The sequence below is a fragment of the Streptomyces pseudovenezuelae genome (assembly GCF_029892565.1).
GTDB classification, from domain to species: domain Bacteria; phylum Actinomycetota; class Actinomycetes; order Streptomycetales; family Streptomycetaceae; genus Streptomyces; species Streptomyces pseudovenezuelae_A.
Genome location: NZ_JARXVH010000025.1, coordinates 1 through 19,656 on the forward strand (window position 1 = coordinate 1; position 19,656 = coordinate 19,656).

Genomic DNA, 19,656 nt, shown 5'->3' on the forward strand with positions numbered 1-19,656 from the left:
TCCACGGCCGAATGCTCACACCATCCCGAACGGCCGAATCAGCACATCGGTCACGCCCGACTAGGGCACTTCAACAAGATCGTGTTACGAGCTCTTTGGCCTGCGGCCTCATCTGCTGGAGGAGGCTGAAGAAGGCCCGATCATGATCGTGTTACGAGCTCCAAGCCGTGGCCTCGGCCATAAAAATTTCGAAGGTAAAAGATGGACGTTGTGTGGTCCATGACATCGGTGCAGTCGGCACTCTTCGATTCCACCGAAAGGCGCTCGGAACTGAGTGACCTTGTGGATGCCTTCAGGGAGCTGCGCGGCAGCGGTCGGGGGCATCTGGAAGTCAATTTGCCAGATAGTCTGTACCCCTATCTGACCCTCAGCTTCCTGGATGATCATGCAGTCGTTCATCTTTTCACCTCCGAAGACAGTGTTTCCCTTCTTGTTGGGGACGGCTCTGTTTCCCCGGAGGGACAAGTCGACGTTCCGGTCATGGATGATCTGGGAACCTTTACAGGTGACTTCGTGATGCGAGTCGATCGCGCATGGGATGTCATCGAGAATTTCGTCCGAGCGGGAACGGTCGAAGGGCTCGGAGAGTGGTATGAGCTGTAGGAGCCAGAAGGTTGCAAGGAGGAAAAGAGTCTCCTAGGTGCTCCATTGCGACGCTGGGTGGATAGCGTGGCCCGAGTCGCCAACTCACGGGATGCCTCCTACGCGCCTCGCGACGGTCCCGGGCGCCCGATTGGGAGCGCGGGATCATCGCAGGCGGTAAGGGCGGACCCGTGTCCTGTCGAGACGGTCATGTGGTGCTGGTGGGCTGGGGTGGGTAGCCGTGGGCGCGGAGGTAGGCGTCGAGGGCCAGAGCGGCGATGTCACCGTGCTGAATGGCTGTGTCGGCGTTGCAGCGGCGGATGTGTTGCTGGAGGAGCTGGAGGAGCTCGGAGGCGGCGTAGTTGAAGACCAAGGAGCAGGCCCCGGCGACCACGCCGAAGGAGAACTTGACCAGGTCGAACAGCGTGCTGTAGTCGACGCAGGGCTCGTGGTTCAGGGCCCTGGGCGCCAAGCAGGTCCCACGCGGTGAAGAACACCGTGGCGGCCGGTAGGAGGGCGGGGGAGAAGGACAGAGCGAGGACGGTGTCGAGCGGCCACAGGCGCAGGCCTCGCCACTCGGACCGGCGCCCAGGCAACTGTGGGCTCACACCTCATCAGGACGGTCCTGGGCCGCTGCCGGATGCACGGAAGCGGGGCGGTCTACTTCGGCGGTGTGTCCTACGTTCCGCGCCGTGCTGGTGCATGGTGGAGGTGGTTCCGGCCCGCCGCTCTCCCCCGTAGCGGCGGGCCGGACTTCCGTTTCAGCGGGCGAGGGCGACCTCGATGGGGCTGTTGGGGCACGGGCCGAGGATGTCGGTGAGTGCGGCCTGCTCGGACGGGTCGATCGCCAGGGACCAGCGTGTCTTCACGGCGATCCAGTCGGTGGCGTAGGTGCAGCGGTAGCCGGTGGAGGGTGGTTGCCAGGTGGCCGGGTCCTGGTCGCTCTTGGACCGGTTGCTGGCCGCGGAGACCGCGATCAGCGCGCGGCTGTCTCCGAGGTCGTTGGCGTACGCCTCGCGTTGCTTGGCGGTCCAGGCGGAGGCGCCGGAGTCCCAGGCTTCGGCGAGCGGGACCAGGTGGTCGATGTCCAGGGCGCGGGCGACGTCGAAGGAGGCGTCGTCGTAGGGCGAGTGCCAGGAGCCCCCGTTCAGCTGGCAGTTGGCGCCCTGCTCGGGGGCGGTGACGGCTTCCTCCAGGAGTACCTCCGCCCGGGTGCTGCAGCCGTCGCGGTCGGCGTCGATCCAGTGCCGGAACTTGCTGCGCTCGTACCCGGTGCGCTCTTCGTCTCGTACGGGGAGCGCGGTCAGGGCGTCGCGGACGGGCAGGGCGATCGTGTCGCCTGGGTCGGCTGCTGCGTGGGCGGTTGTAGGGGCGAGCAGGGCGGCGAGCGTGCACAGTGCGAGGGCTGCGGTCCGTACGGCGGTGGAACACGTGGAAGGCAACAAGACCCCTTCGAAGAGCACGGAAGACGAGTGATCTTCGTATCGGGCGGGGTCCGTGACGCGCCCGGTGATCGGCCGTCAGTTCACCCGCACGGTCGGTAAGTCACACCGCCGGCGGTGCGGCTGGGGTGTGGGGAGGAGCGTGCGGGGTGGTGTGAGCGCCGGTATGTGCCTGGCGTGCGCGGGGTGTGATGCAGAACACGGCGAGGGTGCGCAGGTGTGTTCGCTGCGTCCCTCGGGAGGGTTGGGCCAGGTCAAGGGCCTACGGAGAGTGACTAGCGGTGCTTGTTGAAGGTTGCACTGCGCCTTCGGACGGGCACGCCCCGTGATTTTTTCGAAGGAGCGTGAGTGTTCCGCCCTGCAAATCACTTAGCTGTTGTGCAGGCCCAACGGCCTGTCGGCGCAGGCAAGTTGGTGCCGGGTCCCCGACCGCCTCAATGGAGAGGATCTTTACTCATGTCCCCTGCCGACGGGAGCAGCGCGTGAGGTACGACGACGCTCCGGAGGGCGCCTCGCCCGCGGAGCACGGTGCCGGGCTGTCGCAGTCCATGTTCGTGCCGCTGGAGCTGCCACTGGACTTCGAGGCCTTCTACCTCGGCCACCAAGAGGTCTTCCACGCTTACGCGGAGGTCCACTTCGGTACCCGGGAGGCGGCCGAAGAAGTCATACACGAGGTCTTCCTGGAGATCCACGCCGGCTGGTCGCAGCTGCTGAGCGCGGGCAACCTCGAACAGGGGGCGTGGGCGATCGTGCGGCGCATCGTCCACAACCGCCTGGAGCAGGAGGGGCGGGCGCCGGCGTTCATCATCAACGGCCCCATCGCCCAGGCCCTGGACAAGGCCCTGGTCACGGCCCGCGACAAGCTCCACAAGATGGAGTCCAGCAGCGGCCTGTACGAGGCGATCGCCGAACTCCCCGACCGCCAGTTCGAGGTGATCGTGCTGCGCTACGTGCTGGGCTACCCCACCGCCAAAGTCGCCTGGTACATCGGCATCGACGACCGCACCGTCGGCCACCACCTGCGCCGCGCCAAGGAACGCCTGCGCATCAAGCTCGGCCTGCCAGAGGCGCCCAAGAAGCCCAAGAACAAGGGAGCAGGAGCATGACCGCCACCATCGACACCCTCCTCGCCGACGCCCGCCTACCCGCCACCCCGCGGCGCGGCACCGATGTCGCCGCCGGCCTGCGACGCCTGGCCGCCGACGCCGCCCGCCGCACCCCCACCACCGACGTCACCCACGCCGCCCAGGCCGGGCAGCGCCTGAGCGTGGTGTGCCGGTGGGTCCTCAACGAACCCGACGCCGCCGCACACGTAGCGAAGATCGCCGAAGGCCCCGACCGCGGACCGATGACCGAGGACGAACTCGACGTCGACGGCGCCCTCGTCTTCGCCTGCCTGCTCCACCTGACCGGACACCCCGAGTCCGCGCAGTTCTGGTGGCAGCTCGCCGCCGGCGCCAGCAGCCGCGCCGCCGCCTACTGCCTGCACCTGCACCACCTGTGCCTGGGCGAATCGCGCCGAGCACGGCACTGGTTCCACCAACTCACCCACTCCATGGCCGACACCGCCCCACCGGACGCCGCGTTCCTGGACGGCCTGGAAATCTTCGCCCGCTACGTGCGCGTCAACGGCTCCCGCGCACATCCGCCCACCGGCCGCCTGGAGAACGAGGTTGAGCGGCTCGCCGCCCGCGCCCACTGCTCCGTCATCGTCGCCCGGCCCGACCGCCAACTCGTCGCCCGGCTCCAAGAGTTCACCGAAGGCCGCTGACCCGCACACTCCACCCGCGATACGACGAAGGGGAGTCCATCACCGGCCACCGGTTCCGAGGCCACAGGCCGGACGGACTCCCCGTCAAGACGCCATCCAGAAAGGGACGTCTGCCATGAACCCTAGCCCCCGCACGCCCCGCACATGGCGGGAACGGCTCACCACTGTGTGGAAGTGGATCGCGCGACGCCGGCGCACCGCCCTCGCACAGGTGCTGCGCGGCGCCTGCTACGGCGCCGGTACCGGAGCCGTAGGCCTGATCTTCATGTGGGCGCAGCACTGGCTGTGAACACCACAGCTCCGTGACCAGCCGCTGCCCTCCTGCATTCCGATCTGCCTGTGGCCGGGATCCACGGGTCCGCCGCAGGCAGATCGGGGTCGAGACTCTCGGTGAGGACCTGGTCCGCGACGTTCGCCGGCGGAAGCCAAACGCGCGTTCCCTAAGTCGGAGATCGGATCAGACAGAACGGCGGCCCCGATCGGCGCCACCGTGAAGAGGTCGGCGCCTGCGGCCTGAAGCGGACGGGCCGTCAGGCAGCGCTGTGCCGTGCACATGGTGCTCATATCAAACACTAGGTAGTCGTGTAGCGGTCCGCCCGGAAAGAGATCTCCGTCGACGGCACCCGGCAGGCGAGCCTTGCGAGTTCGGCTCAGCCTGGCACCTGCATGTGGTGTGCGATCGCCAGCCGTGGGTGGCTCGCCAAGGCCGTACGCCCGACGGCCGGCAGCGACCGTCCTGGAGCCGTGAGAAAAGGAGTGTGGGCGCCAGGGTTGAGCCGTTCGAGATCGCATCGCCGATCGAGGGCTTCGGGTCAGCCGGAGGCGGGCCTGGACGTGCATCTCCTGATCACCGGGTTTTCTGTGAACGTGGAGATGGATTCAATTCAGGCCATGATCTGCCCCTGCCAAATCCGGCAGCTCGAAAGCGTTGACTTGTCCATGCCGTGTCGACTTAGATCTTCACCTTGTAAAGATCTTTTAAAGACGGGGTGGGGGCTATGGGGTGGGGTGTGTCGCGCCGTCATGTAGGCGCGCAGGGGGGACACAGCAAATACGCCGGACACGACAGATGGGGTGCAAGACGGGTCTTCTCGGCTGTGACGGTGACGGGGTTGCTGGCGGGAGTGCCGGTGTTGGGTGTGTCGGCGCCGGCCGCGCACGCGGACGCGATGTCGGAGGCGCAGGCCGCTGCGGCGCAGGCGGCCGAGTCCGGCGAGCGGGTCGAGGTGGTGGGCCAGCGCACTGAGTACTCAACGACATTTGCGAACCCTGACGGACTGACGTTCAAGCTGGTGCAGTCGGCGGTTCCCGTGCGGGCCAAGCTTGCTGACGGTTCGTGGGCGGCACCGGACGCGACGCTGGAGCGGCGAGCTGACGGTTCGATCGGGCCGAAGGCTGCGGTGCTGGGCATCTCGTTCTCGGCGGGTGGCGATGGCGCCGGTCTGGTGAAGCTGGCCGAGGACGGGTCGTCACTGTCTCTGGGCTGGCCCGGGCAGCTTCCGGAGCCGACGTTGGACGGTGCCTCCGCTCTGTATGCGAACGTGTTTCCCGGCGTGGACTTGCGAATGATTGCCACTGTCGAGGGTGTCCGGCAGGTGCTGGTGGTCAAGAGCGCGGCCGCGGCTGCCAACCCGGAGCTGAAGACGCTCGACTTCTCCATGCGCGCCGATGGCCTAACCGTGCGGGAGGGGGGGCGGTGGCCTGTCCGCGGTGGACGCCAACGGCAACACGGTGTTCCGTGCCCCGGCTGCGCAGATGTGGGACTCCGCAGGTGACGTGACCCCTTCGTCTGTGACTGCCTCGTCGGCGATCGCGTCACAGGCTTCGTTCAGAGTGGCGTCGGCGGACGATACTCCCGCGTCAACCGAGGACGGCTCCGGCGAAGCATCTACGGACCCCGCGGCAGGTCCGAGCGACGGTGACGCCTCTGTGATGTTGCCGGTATCGGCGAACGCGGATTCGGTGACAGTGGTGCCGGACACGAAGCTGTTGACCGGCGCGGACACGGTCTACCCGCTCTACATCGACCCGGATGTGTCGTGGGGTGAGTCGGAGCGCACGCTGCTGTCGTCCGACGGGGACAAGTTCTACAACTTCTCCGGCGGCGACGACGGCAAGGGCGTCGGCTACTGCGGCACGTATGTGACCGGCGGCTTGGCCTACTACTGCGGCTCGGGCTACAAGAACCGCATGTATTTCGAGTTCTCGGCGAGCAAGTTGGCGGGCAAGCAGGTCCTGGATGCCACCTTCCGGGTCACCGAGCGCTTCTCGATGTCCTGTGAGCCGACCTGGGTAGATCTGGCGCGCACCGGCAATATCTCGTCGTCCACCACGTGGCCGGGCCCGACAGCGAACTGGGACTTGATGGTCGACCGGAATGTGTCGGCCGGACGGGGTTCCGCCTGTGACCCGAGCCAGCCGGACAAGGCGATCGAGTTCAACGACAGTCCGAACGAGACCAACGAGAACCTCACCTCGACCGTGAAGAAGTTCGCGGCTGGCGACTTCTCCCGGCTCACTCTGATGCTGAAGGCACACGACGAGTCGGACCCCAACGGCTGGAAGCGGTTCGACGACGACGCGACCCTGGACGTTGACTTCGTCGGTATCCCGGCCAAGCCCACCGCGATCGGCCTGGTTACCGGTACCAGCACGCAGTGCGAGACCAAGCAGAGCGACCCGCTGATCGTCTCGGACCCCACTCCGCAGCTGTCCGCGACAGTGCAGACAGCCAAGGGCGGTGAGGACGACGCTCTGCTGCGTGCGGCCTTCGACGTCGACAAGTACACCGCCAGCAGCAATTCCTGGTCCCAGGCCGTCGCCGAGATGGAACGGCCCACCAGCGGCCACGCCACCGACAACACCAAGCTGTACGCGACCACACCGACGCTGACCGACGGCACCCTCTACCGCTACCGGGCCTGGACCCGCTCCTACTACAACAGCTACAACAGCCATCTCTCCTCGGCGTCCAACGCCGACGTCCCCGGCTGGTGCTACTTCAAGGTCGACTCGACCCGCCCGAAAGCCCCCGGGATCGCGCTGACTGACCCATACTCGCAGTGCACGTCCAACGCCTGTGACCCGGGCGGCGGGCCCGGCGTCAAGGCGACCTTCACCTTCACCCCGCACTCGGGGGACACCAACACCGCCTACCAGTACAAGCTGTCCACGGCGACTTCTTGGTCACCCGAGATCTTGGGATCGACGGTGAGCAAGGACGTCACTCCTGCGGCATCGGGCACGTACACCATCTACGTGCGAGCCAAGGACACCCTCGGCTGGGGCGCGCAGAACGCGATCGACTTCGTGGTCGCCGAGGGGCCGGGTCCGGTTGGGCAGTGGCATTTCGACGAGGCCAGCGGCGCTGCGATCGATACCTCGACCACGGTGACGGCCGACCAGGACAACGTCACCCTCTCCTCCGGTGCGTCCCGTGATGGACGTGGCCGTCGTGGTGTCATCACCAAGGACAGCAACGGCAACGACCTCACCACCCCGGTGACCGACACTGGACTGACTCTTGACGGCTCGGCCGGCTACGCGGCGACCTCTGGTGCTGTGCTGGAAACCCGGGCTTCCTACACGGTGTCGGCCTGGGCCCGCGTAGCGTCCGCCCCGGCGCACAACTACGCCGTCGTATCGCAGGTGAGCAGCGATTCCACCGCGTCCGGCCTCTCGATCTACTACTCCACCTCCTACAAGGGCTGGATCTTCAACTGGCACTGGCGAGACTCCGCCGGGACTTCGCACATCGTCCGTTCCTACGCCGACCAGACGTCGGTCCCGTTCGGGGTGTGGACTCACCTGGCCGGTGTCTACGACTCGGACACCCACACCATTCAGCTGTACGTAAACGGCAAGGCCCAGGGATCCCCGGTCGCGCTGGACACAGGACAGCCCTCCGCCGCCAACGGCAGTTTCCTGATCGGCCGGACCCTCTACACCGCCGGATCTCCCACCGACTACTTCGGCGGCCAGATCGACGAGGTCCGGGCCTGGCAGGCCAAACTCACCGATGACCAGATCTCCACGGACGCGCAGCTGAAGAATTCCAACGGGTACGCGGGAGCCGAACTGGTGGCTTCCTGGAACCCGGCGGATGCCGGCGGCACCACCCTCGCGGACAGCGATTCGGGCTACGGCCGCTCTTTGACCCTCGCCGGCGGCGCGTCCCTCGACGGTGAGGGGATCGTGCTCAACGGAACGAACGCCACGGCCACGACCTCCGGGCCGCTCGTGGACGAGACCGGCTCGTTCACCGCGACCACCGCCGTGCAACTGGACAGCGACGCACTGGCTGCCAAAAGCGTGGGCTACACGGCACAGGTGATCGGGCAGCGCAGCGCCGACGGCTCCGCCTGGGGCTTTTGGTACGAACTGAAGGGCACCGAAACCGACCCGGAGACGGACAAGACGGTCCCGGTCGGCGTGTGGCACTTTGGACGCCTCAACGCCGACGGCACCTTCACCGGTGTCACCTCCGATGAGGCGGCCACCCTGGGCAGCCCCGTCCGTATGACCGGCGTGTACGACGCCCAGTCCGGGACGATCAGCCTCTACCTCGGCCTCAACCAGAACGGTGACGACACCGCCTACACAGCCGTCGTCGGGTCCGGCGACTTCGCGGTCGGCAAGGGCTTCGCGAACTCCGCCTGGGGCCACTACCTGCCGGGATCCATCACCGACATCCGGGTCTGGGCCGGCGCCATGGCGAGCCAGGACCAGATCGCCAACACCGTCGGAGACTGACCCCGGCACACCACCACACGGGCGGCGGCGGCAGGCGCCGCCGCCCGCCCGCTCTCGGACTTTCCTGATGCTTTTTCACCTGGGGGTTGTTTCGTGCGTACCCGAATACCAGCTCGTTGGGCGCCGCTCGTGGTGGCTCTCTCGGTAGCCCTGACCGTGCCGGTCGCGTTGACGCCCGTCGCGGCTGCCGCGACGGGCGGTGGCCTGGGTAAGCCCGCAGTGGCCAAACCTCGCGTGAGCAAGGTCCAGGCGGTGACCGGCCTGGGTGCCAAGAAGGCTCGCGGCACGGTCGCCAAGGCCAAGGCGGCCAATGCCGCGCAGGCCAAGCGGGCAGCGGCGGAACAGAACGCGTCCTGGCCGACAGCGGCCGAGAGCACCGCGACGGTCCCGGGACAGGGGAAGGCGAAACTCACCGCCGGCGGACTGCCCGTGACCATCACCCAGTCCGGCGGCGACAAGGCTGTCTCGGGCCAGGCGCAGGTGCGCGTCCTGAGTCGTGAGGCCGTCAACGCTGCCGGTGTCAAGGGGGTTTTGCTCACCGCGGCTGCCGACGATCCCGGCAGAGCCGAGGTGAGCGTGGACTACTCGGCGTTCGCGTCCGCCTACGGCGGCGGCTGGTCCGGCCGCCTGCGGCTGGTCCAACTGCCCGCCTGCGCCCTGACCACGCCCGAGAAGGCGGTGTGCCGGGTCCAGACCCCGCTTCGCTCACACAATGACATCTCCGGCCAGTCCGTCTCGGCCACAGTGAGCCTCGCCTCCAGCTCGACGGCAACCTCCAACCCGTCAAGCGCTTCCCGGACCTCGGCTGCCACCACCTCCGCGGCCACCGTCCTTGCGGTGACCGCGGCCTCCGGTGAATCCGCCTCCGGCTCGGGCAACTACTCCGCCTCGCCCCTGTCGTCCTCCTCCAGCTGGGAAGCGGGCAGCTCCTCCGGCGCGTTCACCTGGTCCTACCCCCTGAGCACGCCCCCGGCCGCCGCGGGCCCCGCCCCCACCCTGTCGCTGTCGTACGACTCCGGCAGTTCGGACGGCAAGACGGCGTCCACGAACAACCAGTCCACGCAGGTCGGTGAGGGCTTCGACATCACGTCCTCCTACGTCGAACGCTCCTACGGCGCCTGCGACGACGACGGCCAGGAAACCAAATACGACCAGTGCTGGAAGTACGACAACGCCTCAATCGTCCTCAACGGCAAGTCCAGCGAACTGGTCAAAGACGACACCAAGAAGGACGACACCAAGGAGGTGTGGCGGCTCAGCAACGACGACGCCTCCACCGTCACCCATTCCACCGGCGCCGACAATGACGACGACAACGGCGAGTACTGGACGGTGATCACGGGCAACGGCACGAAGTACGTCTTCGGCCTCGACAAGCTGAGCGGCGCCGACACCGAGCGGACCAACTCCGTGTGGACGGCCCCGGTCTACGGCGACGACCCCGACGAACCTGGCTACGACAAGGGTGACTCCTTCTCCGGCCGCTCCCTCACCCAGGCCTGGCGCTGGAACCTGGACTATGTCGAGGACCCGCTCGGCAACGCGATGACCTACTGGTACACCGCCGAGACCAACCACTACGCCAAGAACGGCGCCGACACCGCCACTGCTGGGTACACCCGGGGCGGCTACCTCACCAAGATCCTTTACGGGCAGAACAAGGACACTCTGTTCAGCGGGGTCACCTCGGACAAGGTCACGTTCTCCTACGACGAGCGCTGCACCGCCTCCGACTGCTCCTCACTCACAGACTCCACCGCCGACAAATGGCCGGACGTTCCCTACGACTCCATCTGTGCCAAGGACGCGGACTGTGACGCCAAGAGCCCGGCCTTCTTCACCCGTAAGCGTCTGACGGGCATCGACACGTACGCATGGTCGGCCGCATCCAGTGCCTTCACCGCCGTCGACTCCTGGACGCTCGCCCAGACGTTCCTGGACGGCGGCGACCTTGTCGGCGACACCTCCGACCAGACACTGGCGCTGACGTCCATCAAGCACACCGGCAAAAACGGCACCGACATCGGCCTGGACCCGGTGACCTTCGGCTACCAGATGCGCGTCAACCGGGTCGACTCCAACGACGACGACATCCTCCCGCTGACCCGCCCGCGTATCGAGACGGTGACGTCCGAAACCGGCGCGATCACTACCGTCACCCTCTCCGACCCGGAATGCGTACGCGGCTCCAACATGCCGGCCGCCGAGGACAACGACACCAAGAGCTGCTATCCGACGTACTGGCATATCAACGGCGCCAGTGAATCGTCGCTCGACTGGTTCCACAAATACCGCGTGACAGCGGTCCTTTCCTCCGACCCCACCGGCCACAACGTCGGTGTCGAGCACGCCTACAGCTACTCCGCCCCTGCCTGGCATTACAACGACGACCCGATCACCCCTGCCGACGAGCGCACCTGGTCTATCTGGCGGGGCTACGGCAAGGTCACTGTCACCGCCGGAGACTCCGACGGCACCCAGTCCAAGACGGTGTCGCTCTACCTCCAGGGCATGAACGGCGACAAGCAGAAGGACGGCACGACGCGTTCCGTCTCCGTCGCCGGCATCGACTTCACCGGCCTCGACGTGGCCGACCAGACCGACAGCGACCCGTACGCAGGCCAACTGCGCGAGCAGATCACCTACAACGGCTCAACGCCCGTGACGGTCACGGTCAACGACCCCTGGCTGAAGAGGACAGCCACCCAGCACAAGTCGTACGCCGACATCGAGGCGTACTACGTCCGCACCGCGAAGACCTACACCCACACCTACCTCACCGCCACGTCGAAGTGGCGCACCAGCGCCACCTCAACCACCGACTTCGACGACTACGGCATGCCCACCACGGTCTACGACGAGGGCGACACCGCCGTCACCGGCGACGAGACCTGCACCCGCACCTGGTACGCCCGCAACGACACCCTGGGCATCAACTCCCTGGTCTCCCGCACCCGCAAGGTCGGCAGGGCCTGCTCGGTCGCCGAGACCTCCCTATCCCTGCCTGCCTCCGCCGCCACACGCGGTGACGTCCTCTCCGACACCGCGACTGTCTACGACACCGCCACCGCCACCGCTTGGACCTCTTCCCAGACCCCGACCAAGGGCGAGGTGACCTGGACCGGCCGCGCCTCCGCCTATCCGGCCACGGCCACCAGCGGCGAGCGCTCCCCAAGTTCCTGGCAGACGCTCTCCAAGCTGACGTACGACACACTCGGCCGCGTCCTCACTTCCACCGACGCCGCCAGCAACACCACGTACACGGTCTACACCCCCACCGCCGCCGGCCCCCTGACCAGGACCAAGGTCACCGATCCCAAGACCCAGATCGTCTATACCTACACCGACTACGCCCGGGGCACCCCCACCAAGGTCTACGACGCCAACAACAAGATCACCGAGAGCTCTTACGACGCCCTCGGCCGCAAGACCGCCACCTGGCTGCCCAACCGCTCCCGCTCGTTGTCGCAGAGCCCCAACTACACCTACGCCTACTTCGTCTCCAACGACGACCCGTCTTGGACGTCCACCTCGACACTCAAGGCCGACGGCACCACGTACAACACCGCATACACGATCTACGACTCCATGCTGCGTACGCTCCAGACGCAGTCCCCAACGGCAGTTGGGGGCCAGCTGCTGACGGACACCCGGTACAACAGCCGGGGCCTTGCGTACGAGACGTACGCCGACATCTTCGACTCGACGGCGACACCATCCGGCGCTTACACCCGGGCGGAATACGGCGCGGCTCCCAAGCAGACCGAGACCGTCTTCGACGGCGCCGAGCGCCCCACGACGAACACCCTCCTGGTCTACGGCGTACAGAAATGGTCCACGTCCACTAGCTACACCGGTGACTCCACCGCCACCACCGCAGTCTCCGGCGGCTCCGCGGCCCGCACCATCACCGACGCCCAGGGCCGGACGGTGGAGCGCCGCGAATACGCTGGCACGTCCCCGGCCGACACCGGCTACGGGGCCACCACGGGCGCCCCGTACACCTCCACCGCGTTCACCTACACCCGCGACGGCAAGCAGTCCACGATCACCGGCCCCGACAGCCAGTGGTCCTACACCTACGACCTCTTCGGCCGCCAGACCTCCGCCACCGATCCCGACAAGGGCACCGCCACCACCGGCTACACCAACCTCGACCAGGCCTCCTGGACCAAGGACGGAGCGAGCCGGGTCACCATCTACGCCTACGACACCCTGGGCCGGACCACCGACACCTGGAGCGCCGCAGCGACCGCCGACCTGACCTCCACGCTGGAGGAACAGGTCGACGCGAACAAGCTCACCCACTACGCCTACGACACCCTGGCCAAGGGGCAGGTGGACTCCTCCACCCGCTATGTCGGCGGAGTCTCAGGCAGCGCCTACACCAAGCAGGTCACGGCATACGACAGCCTCTACCGCGCGAACACCACGCAACTGGTCCTGCCCGCCGGCGACTCCCTGGTCACCTCCGGCGCGGTCCCGTCCCGGACTTTGTCCTTCTCGACGTACTACAACATCGACGGCACCCAGCAGTACACCTCCGAGCCCGCCGCAGGCGGCCTCAGCGCTGAAACAATCAACAACGACTACAACGGGCTGGGCCTGCCCACCGCCGTCACCGGCACCACCGGCTACCTTCTCGGCGCCAGCTACTCCGCACTCGGCCAGACCGAACAGCTCACACTGGGCACGTCCACCGCGTCAGGCACCAAGAAGGCGTACATCACCAACAAGTACGAGGAGGGCACCGACCGGCTGAAGGAGTCCTCGGTCACCGACCAGACCCACAGCTACCAACTGCAGGACCTCAACTACACCTACGACGACGCCGGCAACGTCACCGCCATCAGTGACCCCACGACCCTCGGCGGTACGGGCGCAGCCGACAACCAGTGCTACACCTACGACGGCTACCGCCGCCTGACCAACGCCTGGACCCCGTCCACGGCCGACTGCTTCACCACCGGCCGCACCACCGCCAACCTCGGCGGCGCCAGCCCGTACTGGACCTCCTACAGCTACACCGACTCCGGCCTGCGCTCGACCGAGACCAGCCACACCACCAGCGCCACCACAACGAAGACCTACTGCTACAGCGCCACCAAGGTCCACCGGCTGACCACGACCACGACCGCCAGCACCTGCACCGGAGTCACCGCCTCCTACGGCTACGACGACACAGGCAACACCACAACCCGCTTGGACGGCACCACATCCCAGTCCCTGGCCTGGGACAACGAAAGCCGCCTGGCCAAGCTGGTCGAGGGCAGCAGCACGACCGGCTACGTCTACGACGCCGACGGAAGTCTGCTCATCCGCCGCAACACGGCGGGCGAGACCGTCCTCTACCTCGGCGCCACCGAGGTCCACCTCGACACCAGCACCGCCACCGCCAAGTACTGGGCCCAGCGCTACTATTCGGCCGGCTCGGCCACCATCGCGGTCCGCAGCAACAAGCCGGGCACGCCGACGCTCTCCTACCTCGCCGCAGACCAGCACGGCACGTCCAGCCTGGCCCTGGACGCCACCACACAGGCCGTGACCAAGCGCTACACCACCCCCTTCGGCGCCTCCCGCACAGGCGGCACCGGAACCTGGCCGGACGACAAGTCCTTCCTCGGCAAGACCGCTGACCCCTCCTCCGGCCTCACCCACATCGGCGCCCGCGAATACGACCCGGTCCTCGGACGATTCATCAGCGTCGACCCACTCCTGGAAACCGACAAACCCCAGACACTCAACGGATACACCTACAGCAACAACAACCCCGCGACCTTCTTCGATCCCGCAGGCAAGGGACTCGCCTGCGGCGGCAACTTCGCCGAAGGCTGCGGCAATGGCGTCGTCACCCACGGCGACGGAAGCAAGTCCAAGAACGGCCACCCGACAGGCGGCGGAACAGCACCGGGATATGGCGGCACCGCCCCCACCAGCAGCACCGGCGACACCACCAGTACAGGGGACGACGGCGGGTTCCTCAACTTCGTGTCCGGCGTTGTAGACACCGCCATCAACTACGGCACCGCCATCCTCACCAATCCGGACGTCTTGCAGGGCGGCTTCGAGACAGCCGTCAGCATCTTCCTGATGAACGCCGGCGCTGAGATAACTGCCGGCGGAGCCCTGATCTGCACCACCATCGCCGGCTGCGTTGTCGGCGCTCCGGCAGCGGCGGGCGGCCTGGCCCTCGTAGGCGTTGGGGCGATGGGTGCCGCAGACGGCATCAACCGCATCGACAACGGCCTCAACAAGGCGCTCAACCAGGCACAGCAGAGCGGTGGCCAGTCAGCCGCGACTCCCGCTGGGGCACCCTCGTGGATTCCCAAATCTGCGACCAGCAAGGTGCCTAGCGAATTGGGACCTGGTAAGGCAACGAAGAAGGGCATAGGGTGGCGCTGGAATGATGGAAAGGGAAACGGTGTCAGGATCGACCAGGGAAACCCAAACAACTCTCAGCCGTACCAACAGGTTGATCACGTGGTGATCAATTCGGGCGGGAAGATCATAGGCCGTGACGGTAACCCCATATCCGGCGACATCAAAACCAGTGCCTATGATGCGCACATCCCGTTGAATGACTGGCTCAAGTGGAAAACATGGAACTCGCCGACATGACAGACGTCGATTTCCCTGAAATGAGGGAAAATATCCTCTCCGCCGTGCGAGCGTTGAGTGATTCAGAGTATCAGGACCGGGTTTGGGTCCGTCGTGAATATCCACAGGAAGGATATTTCGACGATTTTAGTTTGAACCTGAACATCCTCTTCGATGACACGCTTGTGCTGGAGGAACCTACATTGGCCCTGGGGAAAACTCTCAGGTCGCAAGAAGAGGTAGCCGCCATGACGGAACTCGCTGAGAGGATCGAATTGGTGCTGAAGACGGAAGGATCTGACCGGTCTGACGCCGAGTATATGGAGTCACGTCACTGGCCAGGAGTGGTTGAGTCAGCGTCCAGGGCGTACCTGATCCTCACCGAGTAGCTTGGCACTGGTCTGGTTGGGCCATGTCAGTGCTCGGTGGCTTCGAAGTCGATGTTGATGTCCGACTCAGCTCGGATTCTTCTTGGTGGTCCGCCGGTTCATCCGGCGGGCCGCTGCGGTTGCTGGTGCATATTGGCAGCCGAGTCGTCGTGATGCACCGAGTAGCCAATCAATGGAAGCCACGACAAGGAGCTCTTTGAACCACACCCAGCACGCCCGGGTGGGAGAACCATATGCAGGGCTCACCGCCTCCCGCGGAGCAGCGCAGGTCGCAGCAGCCGTCCTCACTCTGGAGTGGCGCTGAAAGAATCTCACTCTCCAGGAACGCCTGATCGCCGCTGGCTGAGGAGATGAGCGGGCTGTCTGGGGCAGGGCGCGGATGCGAGCCCCGGCGCCTGCAGGAGTTTCCCCGATGCAGAGGCGGCACAGTTCGACGGCGTTGTCACCCATGGCGACGGAAGCAAGTCCAAGAACGGCCACCCGACAGGCGGCGGAACAGCATCTGGATACGGCGGCACCGCAAGGGTCACCAGCATTGGTAGCGACCTGTCCATCCCCACATTGCCCATCCAGGATTCCCTCACCTATGGTGGTGTGCCGTACGCGAATGTCGACGACATATTTGATGAAACGAAACTCGTAAGGGCATTCGCCTGGGCGCTCGGCGGCATTCTAAATCAGCTTACAAAAGAACCAGACACTTACACATTGTGCAGGCCTGATGGATCCCACTGTGAAGAAAAGGCTCCACTCACCGGAACCTTTGCGGGCGGCGGTGGGCTTCTGGGTGGTAGTCCCAAAGCCGGATCTGGGGAGAGTGCTGGACGGGCAGCGGAAAGGTACGGTAGGGGATACGAGGTCTACCTGGAGGAGAAACTTGGTGGCGGCGGAGTATTCTCCGAGAAGGGGCGCCAGTTTGATGGCGCGTATATAGATCCCGTGACCGGAAAGGGTACATGGCACGAAGCGAAGTCGGGAGAATTCTTCGAAAACACCCTCAAGAATCCTACAAGGTTGAGTAAATTCTACTCAACCGAGGGTCAGAAATTTGGGATAGCGAATGAGCGGGGAATCGACTACAGGGTAATATCCGAGAATCCCATTCCTGAGAAAATTAGCAACTGGCTGGACAAGAAAGGAATTCCGTGGGAAGTGATGTCAAGGTGAATTTTGTAATTGAGGAAGTGAAGGCGTGACTCGATCTGTAGATATCGACTTCGCATTCAAGAGGCCGATCGATGTTTCTGTAACGCTGCGCACCCTGCTGGCGGCGGGCATGAGATCATCGGATGCAGATGGAGTGGCCTATTTGATCGACGAAGACGGTATGTTCGACTGGCAGAGGTCGAAGAATGGCGGGCTAGATGAAGTCATCACTAGGATGGCGGATGCGCGGTGGAATGATCGGGTCGTCGGAATCACGCTGCTTTTCCCGGAGACGGACCATGGGGGTGACTTTCTATTTCATCCAGGCCGTACATCTCTTTCCTGTGTGATTGGCATCAATCCGAGATACCTCCCAGGCTCATCTCGATTTTGCGACATGGGCTGGTACCTGGAGAGGCTGGTTCCCCTATTTGATCCACTGGGTCTCTCGGAGATTGAAGCGCGCGATTCCTCGTAGGCGGACTGGTGTGACTTCGAAGTGATCTGTCGATTGCGGAAAGTTATGATCTCATTTGTCGTACTCTTTCCGCGCGGTGTGGGTATCGAAGATTTCCGTGATCGACTGATCCCCCCCCGTGGGGTCTGTGCAAATTTTCGAGATGGTCGGATCGCTGTGTCGTAAGCGGGTCTGTTGTTTGGGGTGAACAGACCCTTCAGTTGGAGATCAGCAGGCCCGCTGTAGTTCGTTGATCTCCTGGCCCGGGTAATCCCTGGACATGCAGGTGAAGTTATTGGACGTCCCGGAGAGCGTGACCGACCGGGAACGGGCAGAGGAGTGGAGCGACCAGCTCGAAGAGCTGATCATGCGGGCGGGGAAGGTCTTCCCTCGGGTCGAGCTGGAACGCCGGGCGGCCCTGTGCCTGCGCGGACTGCTCGCTCCCGTCTCCCGCAAGAACGGCTGGCAGCTGTCCGAGCACGGCGGCGAGAGCACCCCGTGGGGGCAGCGGCACCTGTTGGACCGCTCAGTGTGGGACGTGGACGGGCTGCGCGACTTCACTCGCCGCTATGTCGTCGAGGGTCTGGCCGACGACGGAGAGGGCGCCGGCCCCGGGGGGTGCGGGGTGCTGGTGGTCGACGAGACCGGCTTCGCCAAACGCGGCAAGACCTCGGCAGGGGTGGCCCGCCAATATTCGGGCGCCCAGGGGGCGTGCAGACAAATAACTTGCGGGTTTTGAGACTTGACCTCGCAGGTCAGCGCGTTTTCTGTCGACGGGTTGTTCTTCTACGGCCCCAGGGCGGGGTGTTCCCCTGCCAGATCGGGGTGATGGCCGCCTGGGCCACCGGCGCCGGACAGGCCTTGATCGACCGTGAGCTGTACCTGCCCAAGGAGTAGACCGCTGATCGGCCCCGCTGCCGCGCGGCGTACGTCCCCGACACGGTCGGCTTCGCCACCAGGCCCCGCCAGGCCGAGGCAATGATTTCCCGGATCCTGCCTGACCTGCCGAAGGGACGAGTGTGGGTGGCCGCCGACGAGGTCTATGGACGCGAGGGTGCCTTCCATGGCTTCCTGGAGGAACACCGGCTGCCGTACGTGGTCAACGTGCAGGCCAACACCACAGTGCTGCCCAGGCCCGGTTGGCGTCACATCGCCCGTCTGGTGGCCCGCTGTGCGGCCGAGGGCGAATGGGTGAGTCTGCCCGCAGGGCCGAGCCAGCTCGATAGTCGTACCTGGCAGTGGTGGGTCCGCCAGATTCCCGACCCGGAGGCCGGACCAGGGGCATGGCCGCGGTGGATCATCGCGCGCCGCCGCGAGGACGAGCCCGAGGCCCGGGACTACTACCTGGGCCGGGGCCCGGTGGACACCGATGTCGAGGAGATCGTCTTGGTGCCCGGCGCACGCTGGCGGGTGGAGGAAGCGATCAAGCTGGCGAAATCGGCCTGCGGGCTGGCGGACTATGAGGTGCGGTCCTTCCACGGCTGGTACCGCCACATCACGCTCGCCCAGCTGGCGGCGGCGTTCCTGGCCGTCAGCGACGCCCGGGCTGCCCCGGAGGACGGTCCACTGGCGGCCAGCCGGTTCGGCATCCCACGTGCTGTGGGGACAGATGTGCACACAGGGGGCCCCGACGGGTCCCACCAGCCTCGTTGATCCCGTGCGGTTCACCGCGTTCGAGATCCAACGCCTGCTCGCCCTGGTGTGGCCCCTGCCCCCGCGCGAGGAACGGATCCGACGCGGGCTGGCCTGGTCTCTGTGGGGACGCCTCCACCAGGCCGTCGCCCGGGCCTGTCATCGGCGCAGACCCGCCGCTACCCGGCCGACGGGACACCCTCTGCCTCATCGGCCGGACGCCGAACTACAGCGGGCCTGCTGATCTCCAACTGAAGGGTCAGACGTGATCGCACGGCCAAAGAATGTCGTACGGGTACGGATTGAACTTGTATGGGTGGTTGTCGGCGGGGATCCATCCCTTCGTATTTCCGTCATTGCTCACGAAAAACGCGCGCACCCCGCCGGTCTGGTGGTTGGTAGCACCGCCAGCGTCAATGAAGTTACCCAGCGTCCGTCCGTCGCAATAGTAGAGCTGGAAAACGGTGTGCAGGCCGTCGCCCTGTCCAACTGAGATGCATAGATATCTGAGCGGACAGTTGTTCAGATAGTAGCTCCGCTGGGCGTCGGTCTGATTTCTGAAAACGTATTCTGCGGGCTGTGAGCTGGCGGTGAAGAGCGGAGACACCGTGGGTGTCCAGGCGGCGACCCCGACGTCACTCGCAGGCGACGGCGCCGCTTCTGCCCCTGCGGCTGTTGACGGCTGGGCCATCAACGTCATCGCAGCGAGCAGAAGCATCGCAGCGACTAGCGCCAGCACCCCCTTTCGCGCAAGACGGTGTCTCCCCGTGAGAACAGTCATCTCTATCGCTCCTCTATTGACTCGCCCAACCGGTCATGTGCCGACATTCGCCGGGCGCCTTTTGGCCCCGATCGCCCCCTGCCGGGGCGTGTCGCTCCTTGGGAGAG

At 65.6% G+C, this 19,656-nt stretch carries 14 protein-coding genes and 1 pseudogene; 12 read left to right on the forward strand and 3 right to left on the reverse strand.

Going from position 1 to position 19,656, the window contains the following annotated elements; all coding sequences use genetic code 11:
• Nucleotides 1-219 precede the first annotated feature (219 nt).
• The gene (locus M2283_RS44920; RefSeq protein WP_280882378.1) at nucleotides 220-603 is read left to right on the forward strand and encodes a hypothetical protein; all 384 of its coding nucleotides are present in this window, start codon (nucleotides 220-222) and stop codon (nucleotides 601-603) included.
• 187 nt (nucleotides 604-790) lie between these two features.
• Here M2283_RS44920 and M2283_RS44925 read toward each other — a convergent pair whose 3' ends face one another.
• Together M2283_RS44925 and M2283_RS44930 are read right to left on the reverse strand one after the other, a co-directional pair.
• Nucleotides 791-1,054: a hypothetical protein gene (locus tag M2283_RS44925; RefSeq protein WP_280882380.1), complete on the reverse strand. Its 264-nt coding sequence runs from the start codon at nucleotides 1,052-1,054 to the stop codon at nucleotides 791-793.
• A 289-nt stretch (nucleotides 1,055-1,343) separates the two neighbouring features.
• Nucleotides 1,344-2,024 carry an HNH endonuclease family protein gene (locus tag M2283_RS44930; protein ID WP_280882381.1) on the reverse strand — a complete coding sequence of 227 codons (681 nt, stop codon included), beginning with the start codon at nucleotides 2,022-2,024 and terminating at the stop codon, nucleotides 1,344-1,346.
• Between the two features lie 482 nt (nucleotides 2,025-2,506).
• Here M2283_RS44930 and M2283_RS44935 point away from each other — a divergent pair, with 482 nt between their 5' ends.
• The 11 genes and pseudogenes from M2283_RS44935 to M2283_RS44980 all read left to right on the forward strand — a co-directional run.
• On the forward strand, nucleotides 2,507-3,130 hold the full coding sequence (locus M2283_RS44935) for an RNA polymerase sigma factor (protein WP_280882383.1): 624 nt from the start codon (nucleotides 2,507-2,509) through the stop codon (nucleotides 3,128-3,130).
• Nucleotides 3,127-3,795 carry a hypothetical protein gene (locus M2283_RS44940; protein WP_280882384.1) on the forward strand — a complete coding sequence of 223 codons (669 nt, stop codon included), beginning with the start codon at nucleotides 3,127-3,129 and terminating at the stop codon, nucleotides 3,793-3,795. Before M2283_RS44935 ends, M2283_RS44940 begins: the two co-directional genes overlap by 4 nt.
• Before the next feature lie 115 nt (nucleotides 3,796-3,910).
• Entirely contained in the window at nucleotides 3,911-4,084 is a 174-nt protein-coding gene (locus M2283_RS44945) for a hypothetical protein (RefSeq protein ID WP_280882385.1), read from the forward strand.
• Between the two features lie 808 nt (nucleotides 4,085-4,892).
• The gene (locus tag M2283_RS51800; RefSeq protein WP_348538977.1) at nucleotides 4,893-5,570 is read left to right on the forward strand and encodes a hypothetical protein; all 678 of its coding nucleotides are present in this window, start codon (nucleotides 4,893-4,895) and stop codon (nucleotides 5,568-5,570) included.
• 196 nt (nucleotides 5,571-5,766) lie between these two features.
• Entirely contained in the window at nucleotides 5,767-8,547 is a 2,781-nt protein-coding gene (locus M2283_RS44950; protein ID WP_348538978.1) for a LamG domain-containing protein, read from the forward strand.
• A gap of 156 nt (nucleotides 8,548-8,703) precedes the next feature.
• The gene (locus M2283_RS44955; protein ID WP_280882461.1) at nucleotides 8,704-15,165 is read left to right on the forward strand and encodes an RHS repeat-associated core domain-containing protein; all 6,462 of its coding nucleotides are present in this window, start codon (nucleotides 8,704-8,706) and stop codon (nucleotides 15,163-15,165) included.
• The gene (locus M2283_RS44960; RefSeq protein WP_280882386.1) at nucleotides 15,147-15,533 is read left to right on the forward strand and encodes an SCO4402 family protein; all 387 of its coding nucleotides are present in this window, start codon (nucleotides 15,147-15,149) and stop codon (nucleotides 15,531-15,533) included. The genes M2283_RS44955 and M2283_RS44960 overlap by 19 nt, the downstream gene beginning before the upstream one ends.
• A 561-nt stretch (nucleotides 15,534-16,094) precedes the next feature.
• Entirely contained in the window at nucleotides 16,095-16,700 is a 606-nt protein-coding gene (locus tag M2283_RS44965) for a hypothetical protein (RefSeq protein ID WP_280882387.1), read from the forward strand.
• Nucleotides 16,701-16,725: 25 nt separating this feature from the next.
• Nucleotides 16,726-17,157 (forward strand): hypothetical protein, encoded by a 432-nt coding sequence (locus tag M2283_RS44970; RefSeq protein ID WP_280882388.1) that lies wholly within the window; start codon nucleotides 16,726-16,728, stop codon nucleotides 17,155-17,157.
• A 259-nt stretch (nucleotides 17,158-17,416) separates the two neighbouring features.
• Nucleotides 17,417-17,875 (forward strand): transposase, encoded by a 459-nt coding sequence (locus M2283_RS44975; RefSeq protein ID WP_280882389.1) that lies wholly within the window; start codon nucleotides 17,417-17,419, stop codon nucleotides 17,873-17,875.
• Nucleotides 17,876-18,045: 170 nt separating this feature from the next.
• Nucleotides 18,046-18,789 (forward strand): annotated as a pseudogene (locus M2283_RS44980) (IS701 family transposase); the annotation flags it as partial.
• Nucleotides 18,790-19,027: 238 nt separating this feature from the next.
• Here M2283_RS44980 and M2283_RS44985 read toward each other — a convergent pair.
• On the reverse strand, nucleotides 19,028-19,549 hold the full coding sequence (locus M2283_RS44985) for a hypothetical protein (RefSeq protein WP_280882390.1): 522 nt from the start codon (nucleotides 19,547-19,549) through the stop codon (nucleotides 19,028-19,030).
• Between the last annotated feature and the right edge of the window lie 107 nt (nucleotides 19,550-19,656).

Bases quoted from the DNA above. Each gene is read 5' to 3' on its own strand.
- M2283_RS44985 (WP_280882390.1), bottom strand. From the start codon at position 19,549: ATGACTGTTCTCACGGGGAGACACCGTCTTGCGCGAAAGGGGGTGCTG.
- M2283_RS44940 (WP_280882384.1), top strand. From the start codon at position 3,127: ATGACCGCCACCATCGACACCCTCCTCGCCGACGCCCGCCTACCCGCC.
- M2283_RS44920 (WP_280882378.1), top strand. From the start codon at position 220: ATGACATCGGTGCAGTCGGCACTCTTCGATTCCACCGAAAGGCGCTCG.
- M2283_RS44960 (WP_280882386.1), top strand. From the start codon at position 15,147: ATGGAACTCGCCGACATGACAGACGTCGATTTCCCTGAAATGAGGGAA.
- M2283_RS44975 (WP_280882389.1), top strand. From the start codon at position 17,417: ATGCAGGTGAAGTTATTGGACGTCCCGGAGAGCGTGACCGACCGGGAA.
- M2283_RS44945 (WP_280882385.1), top strand. From the start codon at position 3,911: ATGAACCCTAGCCCCCGCACGCCCCGCACATGGCGGGAACGGCTCACC.